General features: G+C 34.1%; 16 protein-coding genes and 3 pseudogenes. 18 read left to right on the top strand and 1 reads right to left on the bottom strand.

Annotated elements, in window-relative coordinates:
• The 13 genes and pseudogenes from QS39_RS10500 to QS39_RS10450 all read left to right on the top strand — a co-directional run.
• Nucleotides 1–449 (top strand): LPXTG cell wall anchor domain-containing protein (locus tag QS39_RS10500; protein WP_142761271.1); only part of this gene is annotated, 449 nt, incomplete at its 5' end.
• Between the two features lie 155 nt (nt 450–604).
• Nucleotides 605–2,689, top strand: coding sequence for a glycosyltransferase (locus QS39_RS10495; RefSeq protein ID WP_077805492.1), 2,085 nt, complete (start codon nt 605–607; stop codon nt 2,687–2,689).
• On the top strand, nt 2,686–3,564 hold the full coding sequence (locus tag QS39_RS10490) for an acyltransferase (RefSeq protein ID WP_077805491.1): 879 nt from the start codon (nt 2,686–2,688) through the stop codon (nt 3,562–3,564). The genes QS39_RS10495 and QS39_RS10490 overlap by 4 nt, the downstream gene beginning before the upstream one ends.
• Before the next feature lie 9 nt (nt 3,565–3,573).
• Nucleotides 3,574–4,497: a glycosyltransferase family 8 protein gene (locus QS39_RS10485; RefSeq protein WP_257617748.1), complete on the top strand. Its 924-nt coding sequence runs from the start codon at nt 3,574–3,576 to the stop codon at nt 4,495–4,497.
• Nucleotides 4,433–4,783: a glycosyltransferase family protein gene (locus tag QS39_RS11470; protein WP_257617757.1), complete on the top strand. Its 351-nt coding sequence runs from the start codon at nt 4,433–4,435 to the stop codon at nt 4,781–4,783. Before QS39_RS10485 ends, QS39_RS11470 begins: the two co-directional genes overlap by 65 nt.
• A gap of 11 nt (nt 4,784–4,794) precedes the next feature.
• Nucleotides 4,795–5,016, top strand: a pseudogene (locus QS39_RS10480) (glycosyltransferase family 2 protein); the annotation flags it as partial.
• Nucleotides 5,017–5,188: 172 nt separating this feature from the next.
• Nucleotides 5,189–6,184: pseudogene (locus tag QS39_RS11465) on the top strand (sugar transferase); the annotation flags it as partial.
• Nucleotides 6,185–6,316: 132 nt separating this feature from the next.
• Complete coding sequence (locus QS39_RS11460; protein WP_307877696.1) at nt 6,317–7,426, top strand: SP_1767 family glycosyltransferase; 1,110 nt, start codon at nt 6,317–6,319, stop codon at nt 7,424–7,426.
• A 27-nt stretch (nt 7,427–7,453) separates the two neighbouring features.
• Entirely contained in the window at nt 7,454–9,511 is a 2,058-nt protein-coding gene (locus tag QS39_RS10470) for an SP_1767 family glycosyltransferase (RefSeq protein WP_077805488.1), read from the top strand.
• A gap of 14 nt (nt 9,512–9,525) precedes the next feature.
• Nucleotides 9,526–10,434, top strand: coding sequence for a glycosyltransferase family 2 protein (locus tag QS39_RS10465; protein ID WP_180375038.1), 909 nt, complete (start codon nt 9,526–9,528; stop codon nt 10,432–10,434).
• Nucleotides 10,435–10,437: 3 nt separating this feature from the next.
• On the top strand, nt 10,438–11,319 hold the full coding sequence (locus QS39_RS10460; RefSeq protein ID WP_077805486.1) for a glycosyltransferase family 2 protein: 882 nt from the start codon (nt 10,438–10,440) through the stop codon (nt 11,317–11,319).
• Between the two features lie 18 nt (nt 11,320–11,337).
• Complete coding sequence (locus QS39_RS10455) at nt 11,338–13,131, top strand: glycosyltransferase family 2 protein (protein ID WP_077805485.1); 1,794 nt, start codon at nt 11,338–11,340, stop codon at nt 13,129–13,131.
• A gap of 46 nt (nt 13,132–13,177) precedes the next feature.
• Nucleotides 13,178–14,068, top strand: a complete 891-nt coding sequence (locus QS39_RS10450) for a glycosyltransferase family 2 protein (RefSeq protein WP_077805565.1) — start codon at nt 13,178–13,180, stop codon at nt 14,066–14,068.
• Between the two features lie 1,187 nt (nt 14,069–15,255).
• Here QS39_RS10450 and QS39_RS10445 read toward each other — a convergent pair.
• A pseudogene (locus QS39_RS10445) lies at nt 15,256–15,831 on the bottom strand (winged helix-turn-helix domain-containing protein); the annotation flags it as partial.
• A 265-nt stretch (nt 15,832–16,096) separates the two neighbouring features.
• On the opposite strand from QS39_RS10445, the gene secY2 reads away from it, so the two are divergent.
• From secY2 to secA2, 5 genes are read left to right on the top strand one after another with little or no spacing between them, the layout of a single operon-like run.
• Complete coding sequence (gene secY2 / locus QS39_RS10440) at nt 16,097–17,314, top strand: accessory Sec system protein translocase subunit SecY2 (RefSeq protein WP_077805484.1); 1,218 nt, start codon at nt 16,097–16,099, stop codon at nt 17,312–17,314.
• Between the two features lie 9 nt (nt 17,315–17,323).
• Complete coding sequence (gene asp1, locus QS39_RS10435) at nt 17,324–18,904, top strand: accessory Sec system protein Asp1 (protein WP_077805483.1); 1,581 nt, start codon at nt 17,324–17,326, stop codon at nt 18,902–18,904.
• Complete coding sequence (asp2, locus tag QS39_RS10430; RefSeq protein WP_077805482.1) at nt 18,888–20,423, top strand: accessory Sec system protein Asp2; 1,536 nt, start codon at nt 18,888–18,890, stop codon at nt 20,421–20,423. Before asp1 ends, asp2 begins: the two co-directional genes overlap by 17 nt.
• Nucleotides 20,420–20,860: an accessory Sec system protein Asp3 gene (gene asp3, locus QS39_RS10425; RefSeq protein ID WP_077805481.1), complete on the top strand. Its 441-nt coding sequence runs from the start codon at nt 20,420–20,422 to the stop codon at nt 20,858–20,860. Before asp2 ends, asp3 begins: the two co-directional genes overlap by 4 nt.
• Nucleotides 20,853–23,225 (top strand): accessory Sec system translocase SecA2, encoded by a 2,373-nt coding sequence (gene secA2 / locus QS39_RS10420; protein WP_077805480.1) that lies wholly within the window; start codon nt 20,853–20,855, stop codon nt 23,223–23,225. Before asp3 ends, secA2 begins: the two co-directional genes overlap by 8 nt.
• The last annotated feature ends 9 nt before the right edge of the window (nt 23,226–23,234 follow it).

Below are 23,234 nucleotides of genomic sequence, written 5' to 3'. Positions count from 1 at the left end.
CGTCAGCAAGCACAAGCGCCGTAGCCTCTACCTCAGCATCAACAAGTGCAAGCATGTCAGTAAGCCAATCGACTTCAACAAGTATGTCAGTTCCGGATAGTACTGATAAACCAGACTTTAGTTTGAGTGATAGTGCTTCGCAGTCAGCAAGTCTAAGCACGTCAGTCTCAACATCGGTATCTATGTCTATTTCAACAAGTACATCAGTCTCAGAATCAGTTTCAACAAGTGCAAGCACACCAGCCTCTGAGTCTGAGTCAACAAGTGCATCTGCATCAATAGACACAGTATCTTCTGAAACACCATCAGAATCAACAGGTAAGTCAAGACAGCAATTGCCAAATACAGGTACAGAAGCTTCCAAATCATCTGTACTCCTTGGAGCTTTGGCAGCCGTGACTGGTCTAGGTTTGTTTGCGAAACGCCGTAAACGTGATGATGAAGAATAATCGGATTAAAAATACATAGAAAGTATTATTATTTCGATTTATGAAGAATCCCTTGGATGAAAACTCATCCAGGGGATTTTTTGCGTTTTAAAAGTTAAGGGAGACAGAAAAATAGCATAAAAAATGTTATAATAGTAGGAAAGGAGAACGACTACATGACTGAAAAAATTACGGTAATAGTACCAGTTTATAATGTTGAAAATTACCTAGAAAAATGTTTGGATAGTTTAATTAATCAAACTTATAAAAATCTTGAGATAATTGTAATCAATGATGGTTCTACAGATAATTCGGGTGAAATTTGTCAAGAGTATGCACAAAAAGATAATCGAATTATCTATATTGAAAAAGAGAATGGTGGTTTATCAGAAGCGAGAAATGTAGGTCTGGACAAGATGACTGGTTCCTATGTAACTTTCATTGATTCTGATGATTGGGTTGAATTGGATTATGTAGAAATCCTTTACAAAAAAATAATTGAGTATCAGGCAGATATTTCTGTTGGAAATTATTATTCTTACAATGAAGATGAGAAAACATATTATTTCCATATATATGGGGATTCCTACTATGAGAAAGTATATGACAATATTTCTATTTTTGAAAACTTATATGAATCTCAAGAAATGAAGAGTTTTGCGTTGATATCTGCTTGTGGCAAACTCTATAAAGCGAAATTGTTTGATTATCTCCGGTTTGATAAAGGTAAACTCGGCGAAGATGGTTATTTAAATCAAAAAATGTACTTATATGTAAATAAAGTAGTTTATTTAAACCAAGGTTTGTACGCATATCGTCAGAGAAGTGGAAGTATTACAAAAACTTGGACAGAAAAGTGGATGCATGCCTTGGTTGATGCTATGTCTGAGCGTATTACGCTACTAGCTAATATGGGTTATCCTCTTGAAAAACACTTGGCAGTTTATCGTCAGATGTTGGAAGTCAGTCTCGCGAATGGTCAAGCTAGTGGTTTATCCGATACAGCAACGTATAAAGAGTTTGAAATGAAAAGAACTCTTTTAAATCAGTTATCAATACAGGAACAGAAGGAAAAGAAAGCCATTGTTCTTGCAGCAAATTATGCCTATGTCGAGCAGGTCTTGACGACTATTAAGTCTATTTGTTATCATAATCGCTCTATTCGGTTTTATCTGATTAATAGTGATTTTCCTAATGAATGGTTGAAACAATTAAATAAACGATTAGAAAAGTTTGATTCAGAAATTATTAATTGCCGGGTCACGTCTGAACAAATTTCGCGTTATAAAACGGATATTAGTTACACTGTTTTTCTGCGCTATTTTGTGGCTGATTTTGTGAAAGAAGATAAGGCTCTTTACTTAGACTGCGATTTAGTGGTAACGAAAAATCTAGATGACTTGTTTGCTACAGATTTACAGAACTATCCTTTGGCTGCTATTCGAGATTTTGGAGGAAGAGCCTATTTCGGCCGAGAAATCTTTAATGCAGGTGTTCTATTAATCAATAATGCTTTTTGGAAGCAAGAGCATATAACTCAAAAGTTGATTGATTTAACCAATGAATGGCATGATAAGGTGGATCAGGCTGATCAAAGTATTTTAAATATGCTTTTTGAAAATAAATGGCTAGAACTAGATTTTGATAATAATCATATTGTCATTCATGAACGTTTCGCAAACTATAGTTTTCCAGATGGGCAAGAATATCCAGGGATCATCCATTATTTATCAGAGAGAAAGCCTTGGCAGGTACATGCTGGACAAACCTATCGTGATGTTTGGTGGTATTATCATGATATGGAATGGACCGAGTTGGGGAAAAATCATCATTTACATTCTCTTAAAAAATTGCATCTCTATCCTCTAAAAGTTCCATTTTCTTGTTTGATTTATACAGCTTTAGATCAAATTGAGCAACTGGAAACACTAATAGTGGCTTTACCAGAAGTGCAATTTAAGATTGCAGCAAGAGTAATCGTTAGTGAGAATCTTTCTAGACTTGTTGTGTATCCAAACGTTACTGTCTATTCTGGAACAGTGTCTTTAGAGGAATTGGATAGAGAATTGGTGGAAAGTTGTCAGCTTCTTTTAGATATCAACTATGGTGAGAAGGAAGTAGAGATATTAGAGCAATTTATTTCCCAAAATAAACCAATTTTAGCCTTTGAAAATACTAAATCATATGAAGCGAACCAAGAAATATATCAGATTGATCAAGTTTCAGAAATGATAGAGAGAATAAGAGAGTTAAATAGATGAGAAAAAATACTGTGCGAGGTGATGCACTAATCTTAACTGTAAGTGATCAGATTGAACAATTAGAATACATTTTGGAAAACTTACCAGATATTTGTTTTCATATTGCAGCTCCTGTACAGTTTTCTGAAAAGATAAAAGTACTGGAGTCTAGGTATAATGTTCGTCTCGTGACAGTTACAACTGTTCAGCAAATTGACTTTCTAGTGAATATGTGTGATTTCCTACTAGATATCAATCATTTTCAAGAAGTTAATTCTATTGTTTCCAAATTTGTGCAGGCTGGTAAAATGGTCTTGGCTTTTGACAATACAGCCCATGGAAATCAAGGACAGGAAGTCTTTGAAGCAAATAGACCTGATGAATTGGTTAGTAGGATTCGTGATAGTATTAATTCAGCCCAAGTGGGGGTTAATAATCAAGAAAATATCATCCAAGATGGTAATTGGAATGTTTTCCAAGTTGATGATAAAGCTAGTTTTATTATAGGTACAAATGTCATTTGCAGAAATTTTGGAAATTTCCATATTTCTGGAGGGAAATTGATTTTGCATGATGGTGTCTTTATCAATAACTCTTGTAGTTTTAACTGTATGGAAAGAATTGAAATTGAGGCAGGTACCATGATGGGAGAAGGTGTCCGTTTTTATGACCATGATCATATCTACACAGCTGAAAAAATTGAAAAATGGCAGTGGACTTCAGCACCAATTATAGTTGGAAGAGATTGCTGGATAGGAAGTAATGTCACGATTTTAAAAGGAGTGACGATTGGGGATAATACCATTATCGGAGCCGGTTGTCTCATACGCAATGATGTTCCGGCAAACAGTGTGGTTTATAATGATGGGAATCTTGTTGTAAAAGAAAGAAGATAATTTGGAGTTATGGATACAAAAAAAGCAATCGTTTTAGGGGCAGATAATAATTATCGTGACAAATTGGAAACAACTATTAAATCTATTTGTTACCATAATAGAGATTTGAAATTCTATATTTTTAATGAAGATATCCCCAAAGAGTGGTTTTATCTGATGGAGAAGAGATTAGAAAAACTTAACTGTGAAATTTTGAATATAGAAATTGATGCAGAAAAAGTAAAACATTTTTCTACTCCTGATGAACATATCAAGTACATGACTTATTTTCGCTATTTTATTGCAGAATTTGTAAAAGAAGATAGAGCCTTGTATTTAGACTGTGATATGATTGTTCATAGGAACATAGATTCGTTATTTCAGAAAGATTTTGAAGAAAATTATATAATTGCTGTTCCAGATGGGTGGTATAAAAATATTTTTAATGCAGGAATGATGATGGTAAATGTTCATAAGTGGAAAACTGATAATATTTGTCAAAATCTGTTAGAGTTAACTGCAGAAAAACATCAAGAAGTCTATGGTGACCAGGGAGTCTTAAATCTATTATTTGAACATAAGTGGAAAAACGTATCTCCTCATTATAATTTTATGGTTGGACTTGATACATTGGGTTACTGGGCTCAAAAGCCAGAGTGGTTTTTAAATAGTTGGGATGAAAACTATAAACCTGCTATTATTCATTTTGAAGGTAAAGATAAACCGTGGAATGATTCGTTAAAAACAAGATATAGAGAATTGTGGTGGTTTTACAATGGTTTGGATTGGCAAACTATTTTGTTAGAAAAGGATACAAAACCGACATCGTTTAGTGACATTGCAACAGTTAGTTTATTTCATACAGCGATCTTTACAGATACGCAAGAGTTTGGAACATATAGAATATCTAGTAGAAAAACTTCCGAATGTCCATTTTCATATTTTTGCCCATAGTTATTTTGGACCGAGAGTACAAGTGTTGAACCGTTTTTTAAATGTATCTCTTTATCCCAATTATACACCGTATCAATCTCAAGAAATGCTAAGTAAGTTAGATTTTTATCTAGATATCAATCATAATCAAGAAATAGATAATATTATTTCAAAAGTTCACAGCCTATCGAAACCGATATTTGCTTTTGAGAATACGAGTCATGATACAAATAATCGAAGTCAGATATTGCCTTCAACAGAGCCAGAGGAAATGGTAAAAGTCATTAAACAGTTTTTAGGAGAATAATTGCATAGCTTATGGATGAATTAATTAGTATTATAGTTCCAATATATAATGTTGAAGAGTACTTGCGAGAGTGCTTGGATAGTATTCAAAAACAAACTTATCCGAATTTTGAATGTATCATGGTTAATGATGGTTCTACTGATAATTCGAAACAAATAGCAGAAGAGTATCTAGTGGATAGTCGCTTTAAGTTAATTAATCAAAGTAATCAGGGATTAAGTTCAGCTAGAAATACAGAAAATCATGAGGAAGAAATTTTAAAAAATACTAGTTTAATTATTTTTTATTCTATTATAAATTTTTATAACTACAGTCGTGATTTGTTATCCTTTATTAAGCAATGACACCTAGAAATTTAAATTTGTTGTTGCATCTTAAACACAACGAAAGGAATCAATTAGAAATATGAAAATCCATATTACCAATCTATATGGAATGGCTAGAGAAAGTACAGCAACCATTGCTCAAAATGCTGTTCAAAAAATTGCTGCTCAACTAGGATTTAGAGAGTTAGGAATTTACTTTTACCATGCATCAGCTGAAACTGTAGAAGAGAGAAGTAGAAGATTAGATGGGATTCTAGCAAGTGTTTCGATAGGAGACATTGTTATTTTTCAAACACCTACTTGGAATGGTCTAGAGTTTGAAAGAGAATTTTTAACTAAGTTGAAAATTCTCAATGTAAAAATCATAATATTTATTCATGATATGATTCCTCTGATGTTTAAAGCAAATGAATTTCTGATGCAGGATTATATCAATCTGTACAACATGGCAGATAGTATCATCTTACCATCAGAAGCTATGAAAGAGAAACTGCTTCAAAATGGCCTGAATGTTAAAAAAATTATTTTTCAAAGAATGTGGGATCATCCTCATGATTTGGACCTACATGAACCTATATTTAAAAAAGAAATCTATTTTGCAGGAAATTTAAGCCGTTTCCCAGAATTAAAAAACTGGGAGGGGACAGTTCCGCTAACTGTATTTTCAAATGAAGAACAGTTTTCTTTATCAAATCAAGTTCATATTGCGGGATGGAAGACTGATGAAGAAATGCTCTTAGAGTTATCAAAAGGTGGATTTGGACTGGTTTGGACTACGCATCAAAATGAGGAACAAAATATCGATTATTACAGTATGAATGTTTCTTATAAGTTGAGTACTTATTTAGCGGCAGGTATCCCTGTCATTATTCCTGCTACCTTGTCTAACTCGGACTTTATAGTAGAGCAAGGATTGGGATTTGTAGTCGATAACTTAGAGGAAGCTAACCTTTTGGTGGAACAATTATCAGAGGAAGCCTATCTTCAAATGTTTAGTAGAGTGCGTTATTTTTCCTTTTTACTAAGTCAAGGTTTTTATGCAAAACAGTTCTTGTTGCAAGCAGTTTTTGAATTAGGAATTAGTAACAATCAAACATCACGAGGTATTCGACTATTGACAGTTACAAATAGTCAGGATTTAGAACAAATTGAATACCTAGTAGAACAACTTCCTGAGTGTGATTTTAGCATTGCTGCTAGAACTCTTATGGGACCACGTTTGACAAACTTGGCCGAGAAAGAAAATGTCTATCTATATCCGGCCTCAGATTCAGAAAAGATTGACAAACTATTAGACAAGACGGATCTATATTTGGATATTAATTATGGTGGGGAAGTAGATGGCGTATTTAATGGTTTATTAGAAAAAAATATTCCTAGCTTTGCCTTTTATAAAACACAAAATGGAGAAAAAGGACAGTATCTTTTTTCTATCAAAAACGTTGATACTATGGTAGCTGCAATAAGGAATTATGCTGAAACAAAACAATTGCCCAATAAACCATTTGATTTTGAAGTGCAAACTATAGATGAAACACTTGATTATATTCTGGAGCATCAATCTTCAATAGCTCGCTTTGGTGATGGCGAGGCTGCAATCATGCTAGGCCAATCTATTAATTACCAGAAATATGACCCTAATCTTGCCGAAGAATTGAAATTTATTTTTAATCAAGAGAGCAATCCTACATTAGTTATTGGTTTACAAGAAGGTTTAAAAAACCGTTTCTCTTTTGTTCCAGATGCTCTAGCTTTTTGGAGACAATATTTAGAGGATTATGAGGAATTTTATCTAGATTATTGTAAAAATTCTTGGTACGGCTCAACTTTTATTTCCAGACCTTATATTGACTTTTTAGATAAATCAAAAGCAAAATCTCAGTTTGAAAAGTTGAAAAAACTATGGGAAGGAAGAGATATCCTTATCGTAGAAGGCTATGCTTCTAGATCTGGGGTAGGAAATGATTTATTTGATGGAGCTAAGAGCATTAAGAGAATTATTTGCCCGTCTCGACATGCCTATGATAAGAAAAATGAGATAATGGAAGCAATAATGAACCATGCTGATGGACGTTTGGTTTTGTTAATGCTAGGTCCTACAGCTAAGGTTTTAGCCTATCAACTTGCAAATAAGGGTATGCAGGCAATTGATATCGGACATGTCGATTCTGAGTATGAGTGGATGCAGATGGGGGCTGAAAATAAGGTTTTATTACACAACAAGCATACTGCAGAGTTTAATCTAGATACAGAAATAGAATTAGCAGATGATGAAGCATATTTGAGTCAGGTTGTTGTAGACTTGAGTGCAGAATAGTATTAATCATGGGATTTCGGAGGAGAAATGACATCAGATAGAATTGCAATCGTTTTGATTGCTGATCAAGCTTATACAGAACAATTAACTGTGACCATGAAATCTATCATGTATCACAATAAATCAGTTGACTTCTATATCATCAATCAAGGTATTATACCAGACTGGTTTAGAAAAATGAGACGTATAGTGAGAAATTTGGGAGGGGAACTTTACAATATTCCCTTTGATATGGGATTGATTTCAGATGAGTGGAGAACGCAAAATCATATTAGTCCGATTGCCTATGCTAAGTATTTTATTCCTCGCCTTATTGATAGGGAGAGAGTACTTTATTTAGATACAGATATTGTTGTTAATGGTAGATTAACCTCTTTTTTCTTAACAGATTTAAAAGGCTTTCCAGTAGCTGCTGTACGTGATGTGGATGGTAGTTTTAATACTGGTGTTATGCTCATTGATAATCTACAATGGAAGGAATTGTCAGTTTCAGATAAATGCTTAGAATTATCTGAAGGTGAGAAAAGTAAACATTGGGAATTAGAACATTTTAATGGAGATCAGACGATATTGAACTCTGTTTTTCAGGATAATTGGTTGGAGTTGGATAAGCGATTCAATGTTCAGGTTGGTCATGATATCGTAGCATTTTATAGTAACTGGCAAGAGCATTTTTGTATGAAGGATAGTCCTCTTATTATTCATTATACAACCTATAGAAAACCATGGAATAGTTCAACATCATACAGATATAGAGAAAAATGGTGGGATTTTTATAATTTAGAACTTTCTCAAGTTTTAGCTCATCATATGGGGGAATTTTCTTTACAAAAAGAAAAGCAGGGATTGGATTTCTTTACATTAACAGGAACAGAACAATTTGAAGGAATTGAACATTTAGTAAGTACTTTTCCAGAACATCGTTTTCATATAGCTGCCTATACGGTGTTCGGACCATGGCTAAGTGCTCTCGGCAAAAGAGATAATATTTATCTACATTCTGAGTGTGTCCCAGCTACTTTTGATCAACTACTAGAAAATATGGATGCTTATCTTAATATCAATCACGGGGATATAAATGAGACAATTTTAGAGAGAATGAGTGAGATGAATAAGCCTATTTTTTCATTTTATGCTACTCATAAAGGGAATGTACCTCAATATCTTTTTCTAAGACAGGAGTTAGAAAAAATGGAGGATGCGATTCGTTTATTCTCTGAAATTGGAGCCGATAAATTTCGTCAAACATTTAAACAAGAAGATTTATTTGATATTTCAGTTATGTCCATAGATGAAACCTTGGATGAACTTTTGAAAACGGAGAAATCGCTCATTCGTTTTGGTGACGGAGAGTTTAATATTATGAATGGCTACAGCATCGCTTTTCAAGAATATAACGAAGAGTTAGCGAGAGGTATGAAAGAAATCTTACTGACAGCAAATCAAGAAGAAATGTTACTTTGTATGCCAGAAGTATTTAAAGCTTTCAAGGGAGAATTTCCTCTAGATTATAATTCGGAAACTTTTTGGAAAAAAGAATTAGATCGCTACGCAGACTTTTTTAAAGAGTATTGTCAATCTAAAATATATGGTTCAGCCTTTATTTCTAGACCGTATATCTATAGTAAAGATCGGACTCGTGCTTTTGATCAATTTGAAAAAATGAAACAATTGTTCGAAGGGAAAGACTTACTAATTGTAGAAGGAACGACTTCACGGTCAGGTGTTGGGAATGATTTGTTTGATAAAGCAAATTCAATTAAGCGTATTATTTGTCCCTCTCATAATGCTTTTTCTAAAATCAAGGAAATTAGAGAAAAGATTTTAGAACATTCAGAAGGACGATTGATTTTATTGATGTTGGGGCCAACTGCTAAGGTACTAGCTTACCAATTAACTCAACAAGGATATCGTACTTTAGATCTTGGTCATATTGATTCAGAGTATGAATGGATGCAAATGAAGGCTGAAACAAAGGTTCAATTAAAACATAAACATACTGCTGAATTTAATTTCGATCAAGATATTGAATTTATTGACGATGAAGGTTATAACAGACAAATTGTCGCAGATTTATCCAAATAATGAGGAGGATGTACATGAATTTGCCATTAATATCAATTGTTATCCCTGTCTATAATGTTGAAGCATATATAGAACATTGTATTCATAATATTTTATCACAGACCTATAGGAATTTAGAAGTTATTATTGTGAATGATGGTAGTCCAGATGACAGTATAAAGATTGCAAAAGAGTTAACAAAAGATGATCCGCGTTTTATCTATATTGATAAGGAAAATGGTGGACAGTCGGATGCTCGAAATGCAGGATTGGATATTGCGACGGGTGATTATATCTTTTTCTGTGATCCAGATGACTTTATGTTTGAGAAGAGTATTGAAAATCTATATTATGCAAGTCAACTAACTGAAGCAGATATTGTCGTGGGCTCATTTTGTCGTTTTGAAGAAGGTATGTTTTATTTTTATCCAAAACCAAAATATGACGAACTACTGTCTCCGCTCAGCGCTAGAGATGCTATACAAGGCATGGATAGCATGGAGGATTATACCCTGCTTCGCTATTCTGCAGTTTGGGGAAAACTATTCAAAAAGCATTTATTTGATGAAATTCGCTTTCCTAAGGGGAAATATGCAGAAGACCAGTTCATTATGTGGAAACTTTATCTAGCAAGTGAAAAGATGACTCGGTATGATTCAGATATTTATGCCTACAGAATCAATTTTAAAGGATTAACTCAGAACTATAACTTATCTCATTTAGATTTTATTGAGGCGATTGAGGAGCGTATTCATACCTTAATGGGGATGCCAGAATTAGATTATCCTATGGAATTGGCACTTAATCAGTATAAATTTGCTTTGAAGAGAAATCTTTCTATGTTGGAAGGGAAAGGTTTTATTAAAGAAGAAGCGGAATTACGAGAAAAAGTGGAATATGCTGATAAAGGGGAGTACCTATTTTTAAAAAATATTAGAGAGTAAGATATGGAAAATCAATTAATTAGTGTTATTGTACCAATATATAATGTTGAAAACTATCTTCGGCAATGTTTAGACAGTATTCTAGAGCAGACATTTCATAATTTAGATATTCTTCTTGTGAATGACGGTTCTACTGATGGTTCAGGCCAGATTTGTCAAGAGTATTTAGAAAAAGATTCTCGTATTCGATACTTTGAAAAGGAGAACGGGGGACAAGCTGATTCTCGTAATTACGGTATAGAGAGAGCTCAGGGAGAATATATAACCTTTATTGATTCGGATGACTGGGTAACTAAAACTTATATTGAAGAACTATATAGTAAACTTCAACACTATAATGCAGATATTTCTATAGGTAATTACTTTTGTTTGCAGGAAAGTAATGCAACATTTTATAAACATGTTTTTGAACCTTGGGAAAAGGAATATGATAGTAAGTACTTATTAGAACATTATTTTGATATTCAAGGTGGAGACTTTTTCTTATCTACAGTGTGGGGGAAATTGTATAAAAAATCTTTATTTGAGTACTTACGTTTCGCGAAAGGGATGATGTCAGAGGATGCAGCCTTAACTTATAAAATTTATGATCTTGCAGATAAGATTGTATATTTTCATAAAGATAGTTACTGTTATAGACAACGTAAAGGGAGTGTTTCAAATTGCCCAACAACTAATAGTATTGAGGATTCGATTAGACTGAGTTTAGAAAGAATTACTTTGTTATCGTTAAAAGGATATGATACTTCTAGCTATTTAAAACATTTTCAAGAATTATTGGAATTAAATGAGTATAATATGCGAGCTGTTTGGGGGATGTCGGATACAGAAACGTATAGACGAATTAAAGAAAACCTGACAATGATTTATTCAAAGAAAAAATAGAAAACGAAAGGATATAGGATGAGTGCAATTCCAATAAGTATTATAGTACCAGTGTACAATGTAGAACCATATCTTCGACAATGTTTGGACAGTATTTTGGGACAGACATTTACAAATTTTGAAGTGGTTTTGGTAAATGATGGGTCAACGGATAATTCAGGATTTATTTGTCAAGAATATGCAAGATTAGATAGCCGTTTCAAATATTTTGAAAAAGAAAATGGTGGTGTATCTGATGCGAGAAACTCTGGATTAGATTTAGCTCAAGGAGACTATGTTACATTTCTCGATGCGGATGATTTTCTCTTTGAAGACCATCTTGAAAAACTTTATAGAGCTACTACCTTAAGTGATTCAGATATTATGATAGGAGGCTATAGTCGTTTTGATGGTTCTGATTTTTATTTCTATAAAGATCACTTTAAAAGAGATTCCTTGATATCATTTACAAGTACTCAAGCTATTCAATTTTTAGATTCTATGCTTGATATTCAGTTTTTTAATTTTTCAACAGCTTGTGGTAAATTATTTAAGCGAACACTATTTAAGGAGTTACGCTTTCCTTTGGGGCGATATGCAGAAAATCAGTTTATCATGTGGAAATTATATTTGAATGCGGAAAGCATATATGCCTTTAACGGAGATTTATATGTTTACCGTTCTAATAATGAAGGTTTGTCAAGTGTATTTTCTGTAAAGCATCTTGATTATATTGAGGCTTTGGAAGAGCGAATAAAATCAACTAAAGATTTAGAAGGGATTGATATCAATCTTTCCTTTAATATGTATCGCTATGTATTAAAGAGAATACTGGAGCAATTGGAAGAACATGGCTATATTGATGAGGCAAAGGAAGTACGTGAAAAATTAGAATTGGCTGAACAAGGACAATATCCATTTTTGACAGATGAAGTAAAAGAGATTGAAGTAGAAAATGGTGGAGAACTAATTAGCATTATAGTTCCAATTTATAATGTCGAAAAGTATCTTCGAATGTGTTTGGATAGTATTGAACATCAAACCTATTCAAATATAGAAGTTTTGCTGATAAATGATGGCTCACCAGATTCATCTGGAGAGATTTGTCAAGAGTATGTTGCTAGAGATAGTAGATTCCGATATTTTGAAAAGGAAAATGGAGGACTATCTGATGCACGAAATTATGGTATTGAAAGATCAAATGGTATGTATCTAACCTTTGTTGATTCGGATGATTGGTTGAGTTTAACTTATGTGGAAGATTTATATCAAGCAGCTATTCGAAATGATGCAGATACTGTTGTTTCACACTACACACTCTATAACGAGAATGATAAAAACTACTATGTCCATATATGGGATGATTACTTTGAGAAGACGTATACATCAGAAGAAATAATAGCAGCTCTTCCATCGTTAGAACTAAATGGTTTAATTTTTGTAACGAGTTGGGGAAATTTATTTAAGAAGAAATTATTTAATAATATTAGATTTCCGAAAGGAAAGGAGATTGAAGATTCTCGTACAAATTATAAATTATTTTTTACTTCAGAGCGTGTTACTTATATCCACAAAGAAATTTATTATCATAGAGAGGGAATAGAAAGTATCACTAGTAATATTAATGAGAAGCTTTTAACAGACGTTTTAGAATGCTTGTTAGAAAGATTAGCTATTTATACTATAAAGGGCTGGAATTATTCTGATGAAAAGAACAATGTCTTGGGTTGTTTGAGATTACGATATCAACAAGCAAAGGAAAATGGATTGCAAGATACTGAAATTTTTAGGAGATATACTGAGTTACTTTCTTTAATTGATGAAAGTATTTAGATGGACAGAATGTTTATATATAATTAGAAAATGGAGATATGAAAAATTGACAGAATTAATTAGTGTTATAGTTCCTGTATATAATACAGAACAATATCTAGTGGAATGTCTAGAAAGTATTCTTAAACAAACTTATTCAAATATAGAAGTTATTTTGGTAGATGATGGTTCGATAGACCGATCTGGAAATATTTGTGATCAATTTGCTAGAAATGATTCTCGCATTCGTGTATTTCACAAGCAGAACGAAGGAGTAGCTATAGCTAAAAACTTTGGAATCAAGCAAGCTAGAGGTGAGTATATTGTCATTGTTGACTCAGATGATATGATAGAAGAACGTATGATTCAAGTACTGTATGATCAGGCAAGAACTCATCAAGCAGATATTGTCATAGGCAATTATTGCATCTACGATGAAAATGATAAAAATTACTATTTTTATGTATGGGATAAGGATTATGTTGTAGAAGAATTAACATCTCAAGAGTTAATCGATAGACAGGCAGGTGCTTGGAAATGGAATAGTTCAGCTTTTATAGTAACTGTATGTAAATTATGTAAAAAAGAATTGTTCGATGAGATTTCTTTTACTCATGGTCGACGATTTGATGATGAGGCTTCTACCCATAGGCTATATTTAAGGAGTAAACGAACAATTTTTGTAAATGATAATCTATATATATATAGAACGCGTTCAGGTAGTATAATGCAAACTAAATTTGATATTTCATGGGCTAAAGATTTAGTTGAAGTATTCTCCAAGAAAATATCAGATCTTGTTTTAGCTGGTTTAGACGTCTCAGTTATGCGCATTCGATTTGTCAACCTTTTAAAGGATTACAAACAAACTTTAGAATACCATCAATTAACAGATACTGAGGAATATAAAGATATTTGTTTTAGGCTGAACATTTTCTTGGAATCAGAGAAGGAATAAGAACTATGCTTATACTTATTTAAAATCAAAGTGCACCTTTTTGTTAACAGCCTACTTAAGAGATATCGTAGTTTAAGTATATACTTTGAAATTCAACAGCTTTAACAGCTCTTATAAGTATTACTATACTTTATGCGAAACAGAAGTGATAAAATGGAGATATGAATTATGACTCTAGCCGAGCACTCTCCAAAAGCTGTTTTAAACTTCTAGTGTGAATTAAACGAAGCATTTTTGAGGAAATTGTAAAAATGCTGAGATAGGCCTACCAAACGAAACATTCTAAAAAGGGGGGCGAAAATAAAATACGATATTCTTGCTTATCTTGATGAGGACTCTTCAAGATAGCTGAGAATATCATATTTATGAACATATATCGGTTGATTCTTGTATAGAAGACAGTAATTTTCTCCGTCGCAGTTGTAGGGGTGAAAAGCTTTTGGTCTAGCATAGATTTGGTATTGGAAACATAAACGAAACGGATACTGTAATTATTAATGCAATAGAAGTCAAAATTCAAGGATTCAAAAAAATAGCAAGTAAGTTATTCTGGAAAAAGAAAATATTATGTCAGTAATATTTAATATATTTTATATAATCGTGGAAAAATTCTTTTTTTTATAGATAATTAGTTATATTATTCCTAAGATTAGCGAGAGTCGTTGAGACTTGTCAAAATGAAAAGAAATTCGAGACGATAGTGCTTATCAAGGATTTATGAAGATATATCTTCAGGTCAGAACATCCATCAAATCAAGTAAGCTTTCGTCTTTAACAGAGAATGATAGGGCATATAATCGATTCTTATTATCGCGTCGCATGGAGATTGAAAACATATTTACTTAAGTAAAAGTCTTTAAGATTTTTTAAGCTACCTATAGAAATCAAAGAAAAAGGTTTGGGTTAAGAATGAATCTAGTTGCAGGAATTATTAATTTTGAAAATTGATGATGTTTCGCAGGAGGTTTATTGTATTCTAGGGAGGTAATAATAGAGTTATTAAAGAAATAAACTATACAAGAAAAAGTTTATGATATTTTTGATTTTATACTTAATTATTTTCAAAAAGCAACCTTGTCTATTGTCTGCTGACAGTAGACTTTAAAATACTTTTTTCCAGTCCTTGAATAACTTATTGAAGCTTATCAATAACAGCTTCCAATGTTTGGAAAGCCTTATTTTTAAAACCTCCTGATTCTTCCGAAACCAGCTTCATCTTGGTACATCAAACGTACTTTGTTATAAGTACCCTCCTCTTTAAAGCGCTTACTTAAGGTCTCGGATGTAGATTTTATTTTTAGACGTCTCAATTGTCTGAGCGTCTGCCTTCTTGGGATGTTCAGGTCGAGGAGTGGCCGTTCGCCAACCATGGCGTTTCAGGAGATAATAGAAACCATCACGTGTGGAAGTGCGACCAATCTCTTTTTGACAGGCTTCAAATAATTGATTGACAGTTACAAATTCCCCAGCCTGAGCAGCTTCTATATGACGTTTTAGAAATGCTTGTTCTTCTTCATAAGTCATATATTCTCTATGACGTCCACCACGTGTCTCTTGAAGAAGAGCTTCTAAACCAAACTCCTTATATTTTTTCAAATTCCTCCAAACAGTTGTTTTATTGCAATCTAGCAGACCCATGATTTTCTTATAACTCTTTTCTTTTGAGCGAAAATAAATAATCTGTAGACTTTGTGATATTTGGCGTATGATGAATCTCTTAGGAGTTTTTCATTTTTTTGTATTTCTTCGTTTGTAAGTTTCATAACTACTATTATAAGATGTTTTTTGATTTTAGTATAGTATTAATGAGTATTAAGGAACAAATTCTCTAGTTATACATATAATTTAAAGATTAAGAGGTATTTAAATACTTCTCTACAGGGAGTTAGAAGCAGAGTTTTTCTGCTTTTTTTGTTATAATAGTAACGTAAAAATTAACAAAAAATCATAGAATACCTAATGGTATATTGATTATAAATTACTCAGTAGAAATAGACTAGAGACGAGTTTTAGAGAGTAGGGTTAAACATGAAAAATATTTTTTCATCTATCACAGTTAAAAAAGGGCTAGCCACATTATTTTTTATATTCATATTTATAGCAGGAAGTAGATTGCCCCTCCCTTTTGTAGATATGAATAATAGGGAATTTTTAGGAGGGACTGCTGCCTACTTAGCTTTTTCCACAGCAATGACAGGTGGAAATTTGAGAAGTTTATCCTTGTTTTCAGTAGGATTATCTCCCTGGATGTCTTCGATGCTTTTATGGCAGATGCTTTCTTTTTCAAAAAAATTAAATCTGACATCTGGAGCTGTTGAAATACAAAATAGAAGGCAGATGTACTTAACCTTGTTTATTGCTTTGATCCAGGCATTAGCTATTTCATTAAATCTCCCAATCCAGTCCAATGTGCCTAAAATGTTGGTTATCGTCCTAAATACCTGTCTGTTGGTAGCGGGTGCTTTTTTCTTGGTGTGGTTATCAGACATCAATGCAACGGTAGGTATTGGGGGCTCTATGATTATTTTATTGATTGGAATGGTTTTAAACATTCCTCAAGATTTGATTGAAACGTTTCGGACTGTTCCCATACCTCTTTTTGTTTTAATCGGTTTGATTATTATGGGGATTGTTTTCACTTATCTGGTAGCTCTGCTTTATCGTGCTCGTTATCGTATAGCAGTTCATAAGATTGGTCTACATAATCGTTTTAAGAGATATTCCTATTTTGAGATTATGCTTAATCCTGCCGGAGGGATGCCTTTTATGTATGTAATGACTTTTTTGAGTTTACCGACTTATCTGTTGTTATTGTTACAGACGATTTTTCCGGAAAATCTACTTTTTACTGAAATTTCATCTCAGTATACAATGGGTAAACCATTGTGGATTTATATGTATATGATTATTCTTTTTATTTTTAGTATAGCCTTTGCTTTTGTAAATATGAGTGGGGAACAAATTTCAGATCGAATGAAGAAATCAGGAGAATATATTTATGGAGTCTATCCGGGTGAAGAAACGAGCCGTTTTATTAATCGATTGGTTTTTAGGTTTTCTCTTATTGGTGCTGTATTTAATGTAGTAATGGCTGGAGGGCCTATGCTATTTGTATTAGTTGATGAGAAACTACTTAGAGTGGCAATGATTCCTGGTTTGTTTATGATGTTCGGAGGTATGATTTTTACAGTCAGAGATGAAGTGAAAGCTCTGAGATTGAACGAAACTTATAAACCATTGATTTAGGAGGGTGTCATGTATTATTTTATTCCAGCTTGGTATGGTTCAGAACGTCAGTGGCATGCGGATATAATTCCTTGGTACCATTCACAATTTCGCTTCGAATTTGATGATACCTTTAATCAAATCCGTCTCTTTCAAAGGCAAGGCATATCATCTCGCTTATTAGTGTTATCTTATCAACCACATTTGCGTTATTTTTTACATAGACATGGGGTTTTAGAGACAGATGTCTACTCTGTTTTTGATGATATGCAAGATTTCTATGGACTGCATACTCAGGTTCTTCACATTAGAGATATAGAGTGGGATAGTGATTGTCAATTTCTGTATAGTCCTTTTGCAATTATCGTGCAAAAAAACGGTAAAAAATATGCTCAGGTAGAGCATGGTGTAGAGGGTTTTATTAGTGAGATTCGGTATTTTGATCCAAATAGTCAGATTAGCAAGCGCTATATTATGGACGATAGAGGATTTGTATCTAGTGTAATCTATTTTGAAGATGGACAAGCTATGTATCAGGACTATCTGGATCCTAAAGGAATTTGGAGATTTAGGGAATATATTCAAGAGGAAGGTAGAATTGAGATCAATCCGATTTTTGCCTATCGATTTAAATTGCTTAACTATCGAAATATGGAGCATTTGGTAGCAGAATTTTTTGATAAATATTTGAAAAAAAATCAGAAAAAGCAGGATATTTTTATCATTCCGTCGCATCCTTATCATGATCAGTTTATTTTTGATCATATTCCAAGAGCTAATCCTAAAATTTTGAGTCTCTTTATCAATCGTAATTCACAGAATACCTTTAGAGAGTTATCAGTATCGGTTGATCGAGCTAGTTTAGTCTTAGTGGATAGAGAGGATAGTTTACAACTTTTACAAGAACTATATCCTGAACTTTCTAATAAATTTTACCATCTTTCTCCTTTTGATACGCGTTTACGACTAGGTCGAAGTCAAACTCGAAAGGAATCAATCATTTACTATCAACTTGATTTCAACGAAGAAATTGATAGGGAAGCATTGACTCAAGTTTTGTTATTTATTTCAGAAACTAAAAATACAGAAATCATTTTCGGTGCTTTCTCTGCTAGTCAGGAACAAATGGGAGAGGTGGAGGCTCTTGTTAATGAAATTATTCAAGAGAAAATTCATACTGATAGTTTAGAAAAAGGAATAGACTATGGAGATGCGGAAAATCCTTTAGAAGAAAATCAAGAGCAGGAACTACGTTTTCAATTTGTCAATATGAATGATGAGTTGGATTTGATTAAGACATTAGAGTTTGTTCGTTTGATTGTGGATGTGAATAAACAACCCCACCTCTATACCCAAATAGCAGGTATTAGTGCGGGGATTCCTCAGATTAATAGGGTTGAAACAGTCTATGTGGAACATTTGAAAAATGGTTATTTGATTTCAGATGTGAAGGAATTTTCAACGGCGGCACATTACTATACAGATAAACTGAAAGAATGGAACCAGGCTTTGATTTACTCTATTGATAAAATCAAGGAACATACTGGTCAACGTTTCTTAGATAAATTGCATCACTGGATTGAGGAGGTTACTGATGTCAAAGGGCTATAAAATCCTACAGATAGGGATTGATAATTGGGCTCATCATTACGATATTCCTGAAAATATGGATTGGTACTATTTCTGTCCCAACTCACCTTTAGCCCTTCGTAAAATGATGGAAATGGAGGGAATAAGAAAATTTCATATTATTTTGATAGAAGATGGTCAGTATATCAGAGATTTATTACCCTTTATCCATCATATTGAACCTTATACTCTTTTTTATAATCAAGAGTTTAAAATGGTGAATTCATCTGTTCTTGATTTATTAAAGAAACGGTGTGCTCAAGCTATAGACTTCTCAGATCCTCAGCAATTAGTGAATGATTTGTCAACCTCTCTCTTTGGTGGGGGGTACGGTGATAAACTATTTCCATCGACGATACAAATCCGTTCAAGTTTTCGAGGGGCTATCTCTTATCAGGGACTCGATTATGTCAGTTTGGAAGGGAATTTTGGAGATGATTTCCAACAAATAGCTTACTGGCCAGATAATTTTATAGTTTATAAAAATTTACCTATCGAATTGTGGTTGGAATTTGAAAAGCAAGGAAACTGTGAATTTCGTCTTGTTATTCGTAAGATATGGGCTGGCGGTGTTGATAATTTCTTCGAGGAAGAAGTTTATAGTAAAGCTGATCTTCAGAAAGCTATTGTTGTAGACAGTAAAGAGGAAGATTTTTTTATAACGGTATCTGTAGAGGCTCGTGGTCGTGGAAGCTTGAAGTTAGGCAATCTGCATCAACGTTGGAGTCGTAAACAGTTTGGTAAATTTTTCCTTGGTGGAAATATTTTACATGATAGCAAGCGTGATGAAATTAACTATTTCTTTCATCCAGGAGATTTCAAACCACCTTTGGCGGTCTACTTTGCTGGGTATCGACCTGCCGAGGGCTTTGAAGGATATCGTATGATGAAAAATTTAGGCTGTCCTTTCCTTTTGTTTTCGGATCCTCGTTTGGAGGGTGGAGCCTTTTACCTTGGTAGCGAGGAGCTAGAAGAGAAGATAAAAGATACTATTCGTTATTATCTACAGTATTTAGGCCTTACTCATAAAGATTTGATTTTATCTGGTCTTTCCATGGGAACTTTCCCAGCTCTTTATTATGGTGCTTTCTTTGAACCTAGGGCTGTTATTGTGGGAAAACCTCTGGCTAATCTTGGAACAATTGCTCGTAGAGGTCGCTTAGATGCACCAGCTGTCTCCAATTTGGCATTTGATGTGTTAATCCATCATACAAATGGAGTGACATCTAACCATATGATGGAATTAGATCAACGTTTTTGGAAAGTCTTTAAACAAGCTGATTTTTCAAAAACAACTTTTGGTCTATCTTATATGAAAGATGAGGAAATGGATAACCATGCTTATGAACAATTAGTAACGTATCTATGCAACACTGGTGCAAAAATTCTTTCCAAGGGAACATCTGGACGACACAATGATGATACTGCTACAAATGTGGCTTGGTTTTTGCATTTTTATAGTATGGTATTGGACTCAGAGTTTGGAAGAGGTGACAAATGATTATCAATCAAAGAGAAAATATCACTTGGGGAGAGGTAAAGGGAACATTTATGTATGGTAGTAAGGTGACCTATCACGAAGATAAACATATTAGTCTATATAATCCCTTGGTGCCATCAGGAGAAATCTTAAAAATATGGTTTTCTAGTGTGAACTATCAATCCTTTAGAACTCAGCCCAGTCTTCCCTTACTTAAAAGAAAACAGGATTATCAATTATGTATGGATTTTGAATGCCATCCTACAAATGGAGTCTATATAAAGATTATCTTTTTTGATAGATATGGAGATGTGATTGAAGAGAAAATTGAAAAAATGAAAGTCTTTGATTTTACCTATCCTGATGATACCTATACCTACCAAGTCTCCCTTCTAAGTGCTGGTTTTGAGTTCTTAGACTTTTATTCTTTTTCTATTAAGGAGATGAATCGTGTTTAAAGGTTTTTATCAAGATTTCCAACTTCGGAAAGTCAAAAGGATTTTAAAAAAGATTAATGCTCTTAAAGAAAAGATGGACTCTCTCTCAGACCAAGAACTCGTGGCAAAAACGGTGGAGTTTCGCCAACGTCTTGCTGATGGAGCTACTCTCGATGACCTATTGGTAGAAGCTTTTGCAGTTGTTCGTGAAGCGGATAAACGCGTATTGGGAATGTTCCCTTATGATGTCCAAGTCATGGGAGGAATCGTTATTCATCAGGGAAATGTCGCTGAGATGAATACTGGTGAGGGGAAAACCTTGACAGCCACTATGCCTGTTTATCTCAATGCCCTGACAGGTAAAGGAACCATGCTGATTACTACCAATGACTATTTAGCTAAACGTGATGCTGAAGAAATGGGACAAGTGTATCGTTTCTTAGGATTGACAATTGGTGTGCCTTTTACGGATGATCCTCAAAAAGAATTTACCCCAAAAGAGAAAAAAATCATTTACGCATCGGATATTATTTATACAACTAATAGTCATTTGGGTTTTGATTATTTGAATGATAATCTTGCCTCAAATGAGGCAGGGAAATTTTTACGCCCTTTTGACTATGTCATTATTGACGAGATTGATGATATCTTATTGGATAGCGCTCAGACCCCCCTTATTATTGCTGGGGCACCTCGTGTTCAGTCTAACCACTACGGTATTATTGACACGCTTGTAACGACCTTGGTTGAAGGTGAGGATTACATTTTTAAAGAGGAGAAAGATGAAGTTTGGTTGACCACTAAAGGTGCTAAGGCTGCTGAAAGTTTTTTAGGGATTGACCATTTTTATAATGAGGAGAATGCAACCTTTGCTCGTCATTTAGTTTATGCGATCCGAGCTCACAAGCTCTATACAAAAGACAAGGACTATGTTATTCGTGGGAATGAGATGGTACTAGTAGATAAGGGGACTGGTCGTCTAATGGAAATGACCAAACTACAGGGAGGTCTCCATCAGGCGATTGAAGCGAAGGAACATGTCAAATTATCTCCAGAAACACGGGCCATGGCTTCTATCACCTATCAGAGCCTTTTTAAGATGTTTAATAAGGTGTCTGGAATGACGGGAACAGGTAAAGTCGCAGAAAAAGAGCTTCTTGAAACTTACAATATGTCTGTAGTGCGCATTCCAACCAATCGTCCTAGACAACGGATTGACTATTCAGATAATCTATATGTCACTTTACCTGAAAAAGTGTATGCTTCTTTGGGGTATATCAAAGAATACCATGCTAAGGGGAATCCCTTACTCGTTTTTGTAGGTTCAGTTGAAATGTCTCAACTTTATTCGTCACTCCTGCTCAGAGAGGGAATTGCCCATAATGTCTTAAATGCTAATAATGCGGCGCGTGAGGCTCAAATTATCTCCGAGTCAGGTCAGATGGGGGCTGTGACAGTGGCTACCTCTATGGCAGGACGTGGTACGGATATCAAGCTTGGTAAAGGAGTCGCAGAGCTCGGAGGCTTGATTGTCATTGGAACGGAACGGATGGAAAGTCAACGGATCGATCTGCAAATTCGTGGCCGTTCTGGCCGTCAGGGAGATCCTGGGATGAGTAAGTTCTTTGTATCTTTAGAGGACGATGTCATCAAGAAATTTGGTCCATCTTGGGTGCATAAAAAGTACAAAGACTATCAGGTTCAAGATATGACTCAACCGGAAGTATTGAAAGGTCGTAAATACCGGAAACTAGTCGAAAAGGCTCAACATGCCAGTGATAGTGCTGGACGTTCGGCGCGTCGTCAGACACTAGAATATGCTGAGAGTATGAATATCCAGCGGGATATGGTCTATAAAGAAAGAAATCGTCTAATAGATGGTTCTCGTGACTTAGAGGATGTTGTTGAGGGAATTATCGCTAGTTACATTGATCAAGTGACCGCTTCAAATTATGAAAGTCGAGAGTTGCTTTTTCACTTTATTGTGACCAATATTAGTTTTCACATTAAAGAGATTCCGGCTCATATAGATGTGACTGACAAAACTGCAGTTCGTAATTTTATGAAACAAGTGATTGATAGAGAACTTTCTGAAAAGAAAGAATTACTTGAGCAACATGGTTTGTATGAACAGTTTTTACGCCTTTCTATGCTCAAGGCTATTGATGACAACTGGGTAGAGCAGGTAGACTATCTACAACAGTTATCTATGGCTATCGGTGGTCAATCTAATAGTCAGAAAAATCCAATCGTAGAATACTATCAAGAAGCCTATGCAGGCTTTGAAACCATGAAAGAACAAATTCATGCGGATATGGTTCGTAATCTCCTGATGGGCTTGGTTGAAGTCACTCCTAAGGGTGAGATTATGACTCATTTCCCATAAAAAGAGGAA

The sequence above is a fragment of the Streptococcus mitis genome (genome assembly GCF_002005545.1).
Lineage (GTDB): Bacteria > Bacillota > Bacilli > Lactobacillales > Streptococcaceae > Streptococcus > Streptococcus mitis_I.
The sequence above is the reverse complement of the archived record's forward strand: the minus strand, read 5'-3'. Positions and strand labels throughout refer to the sequence as shown.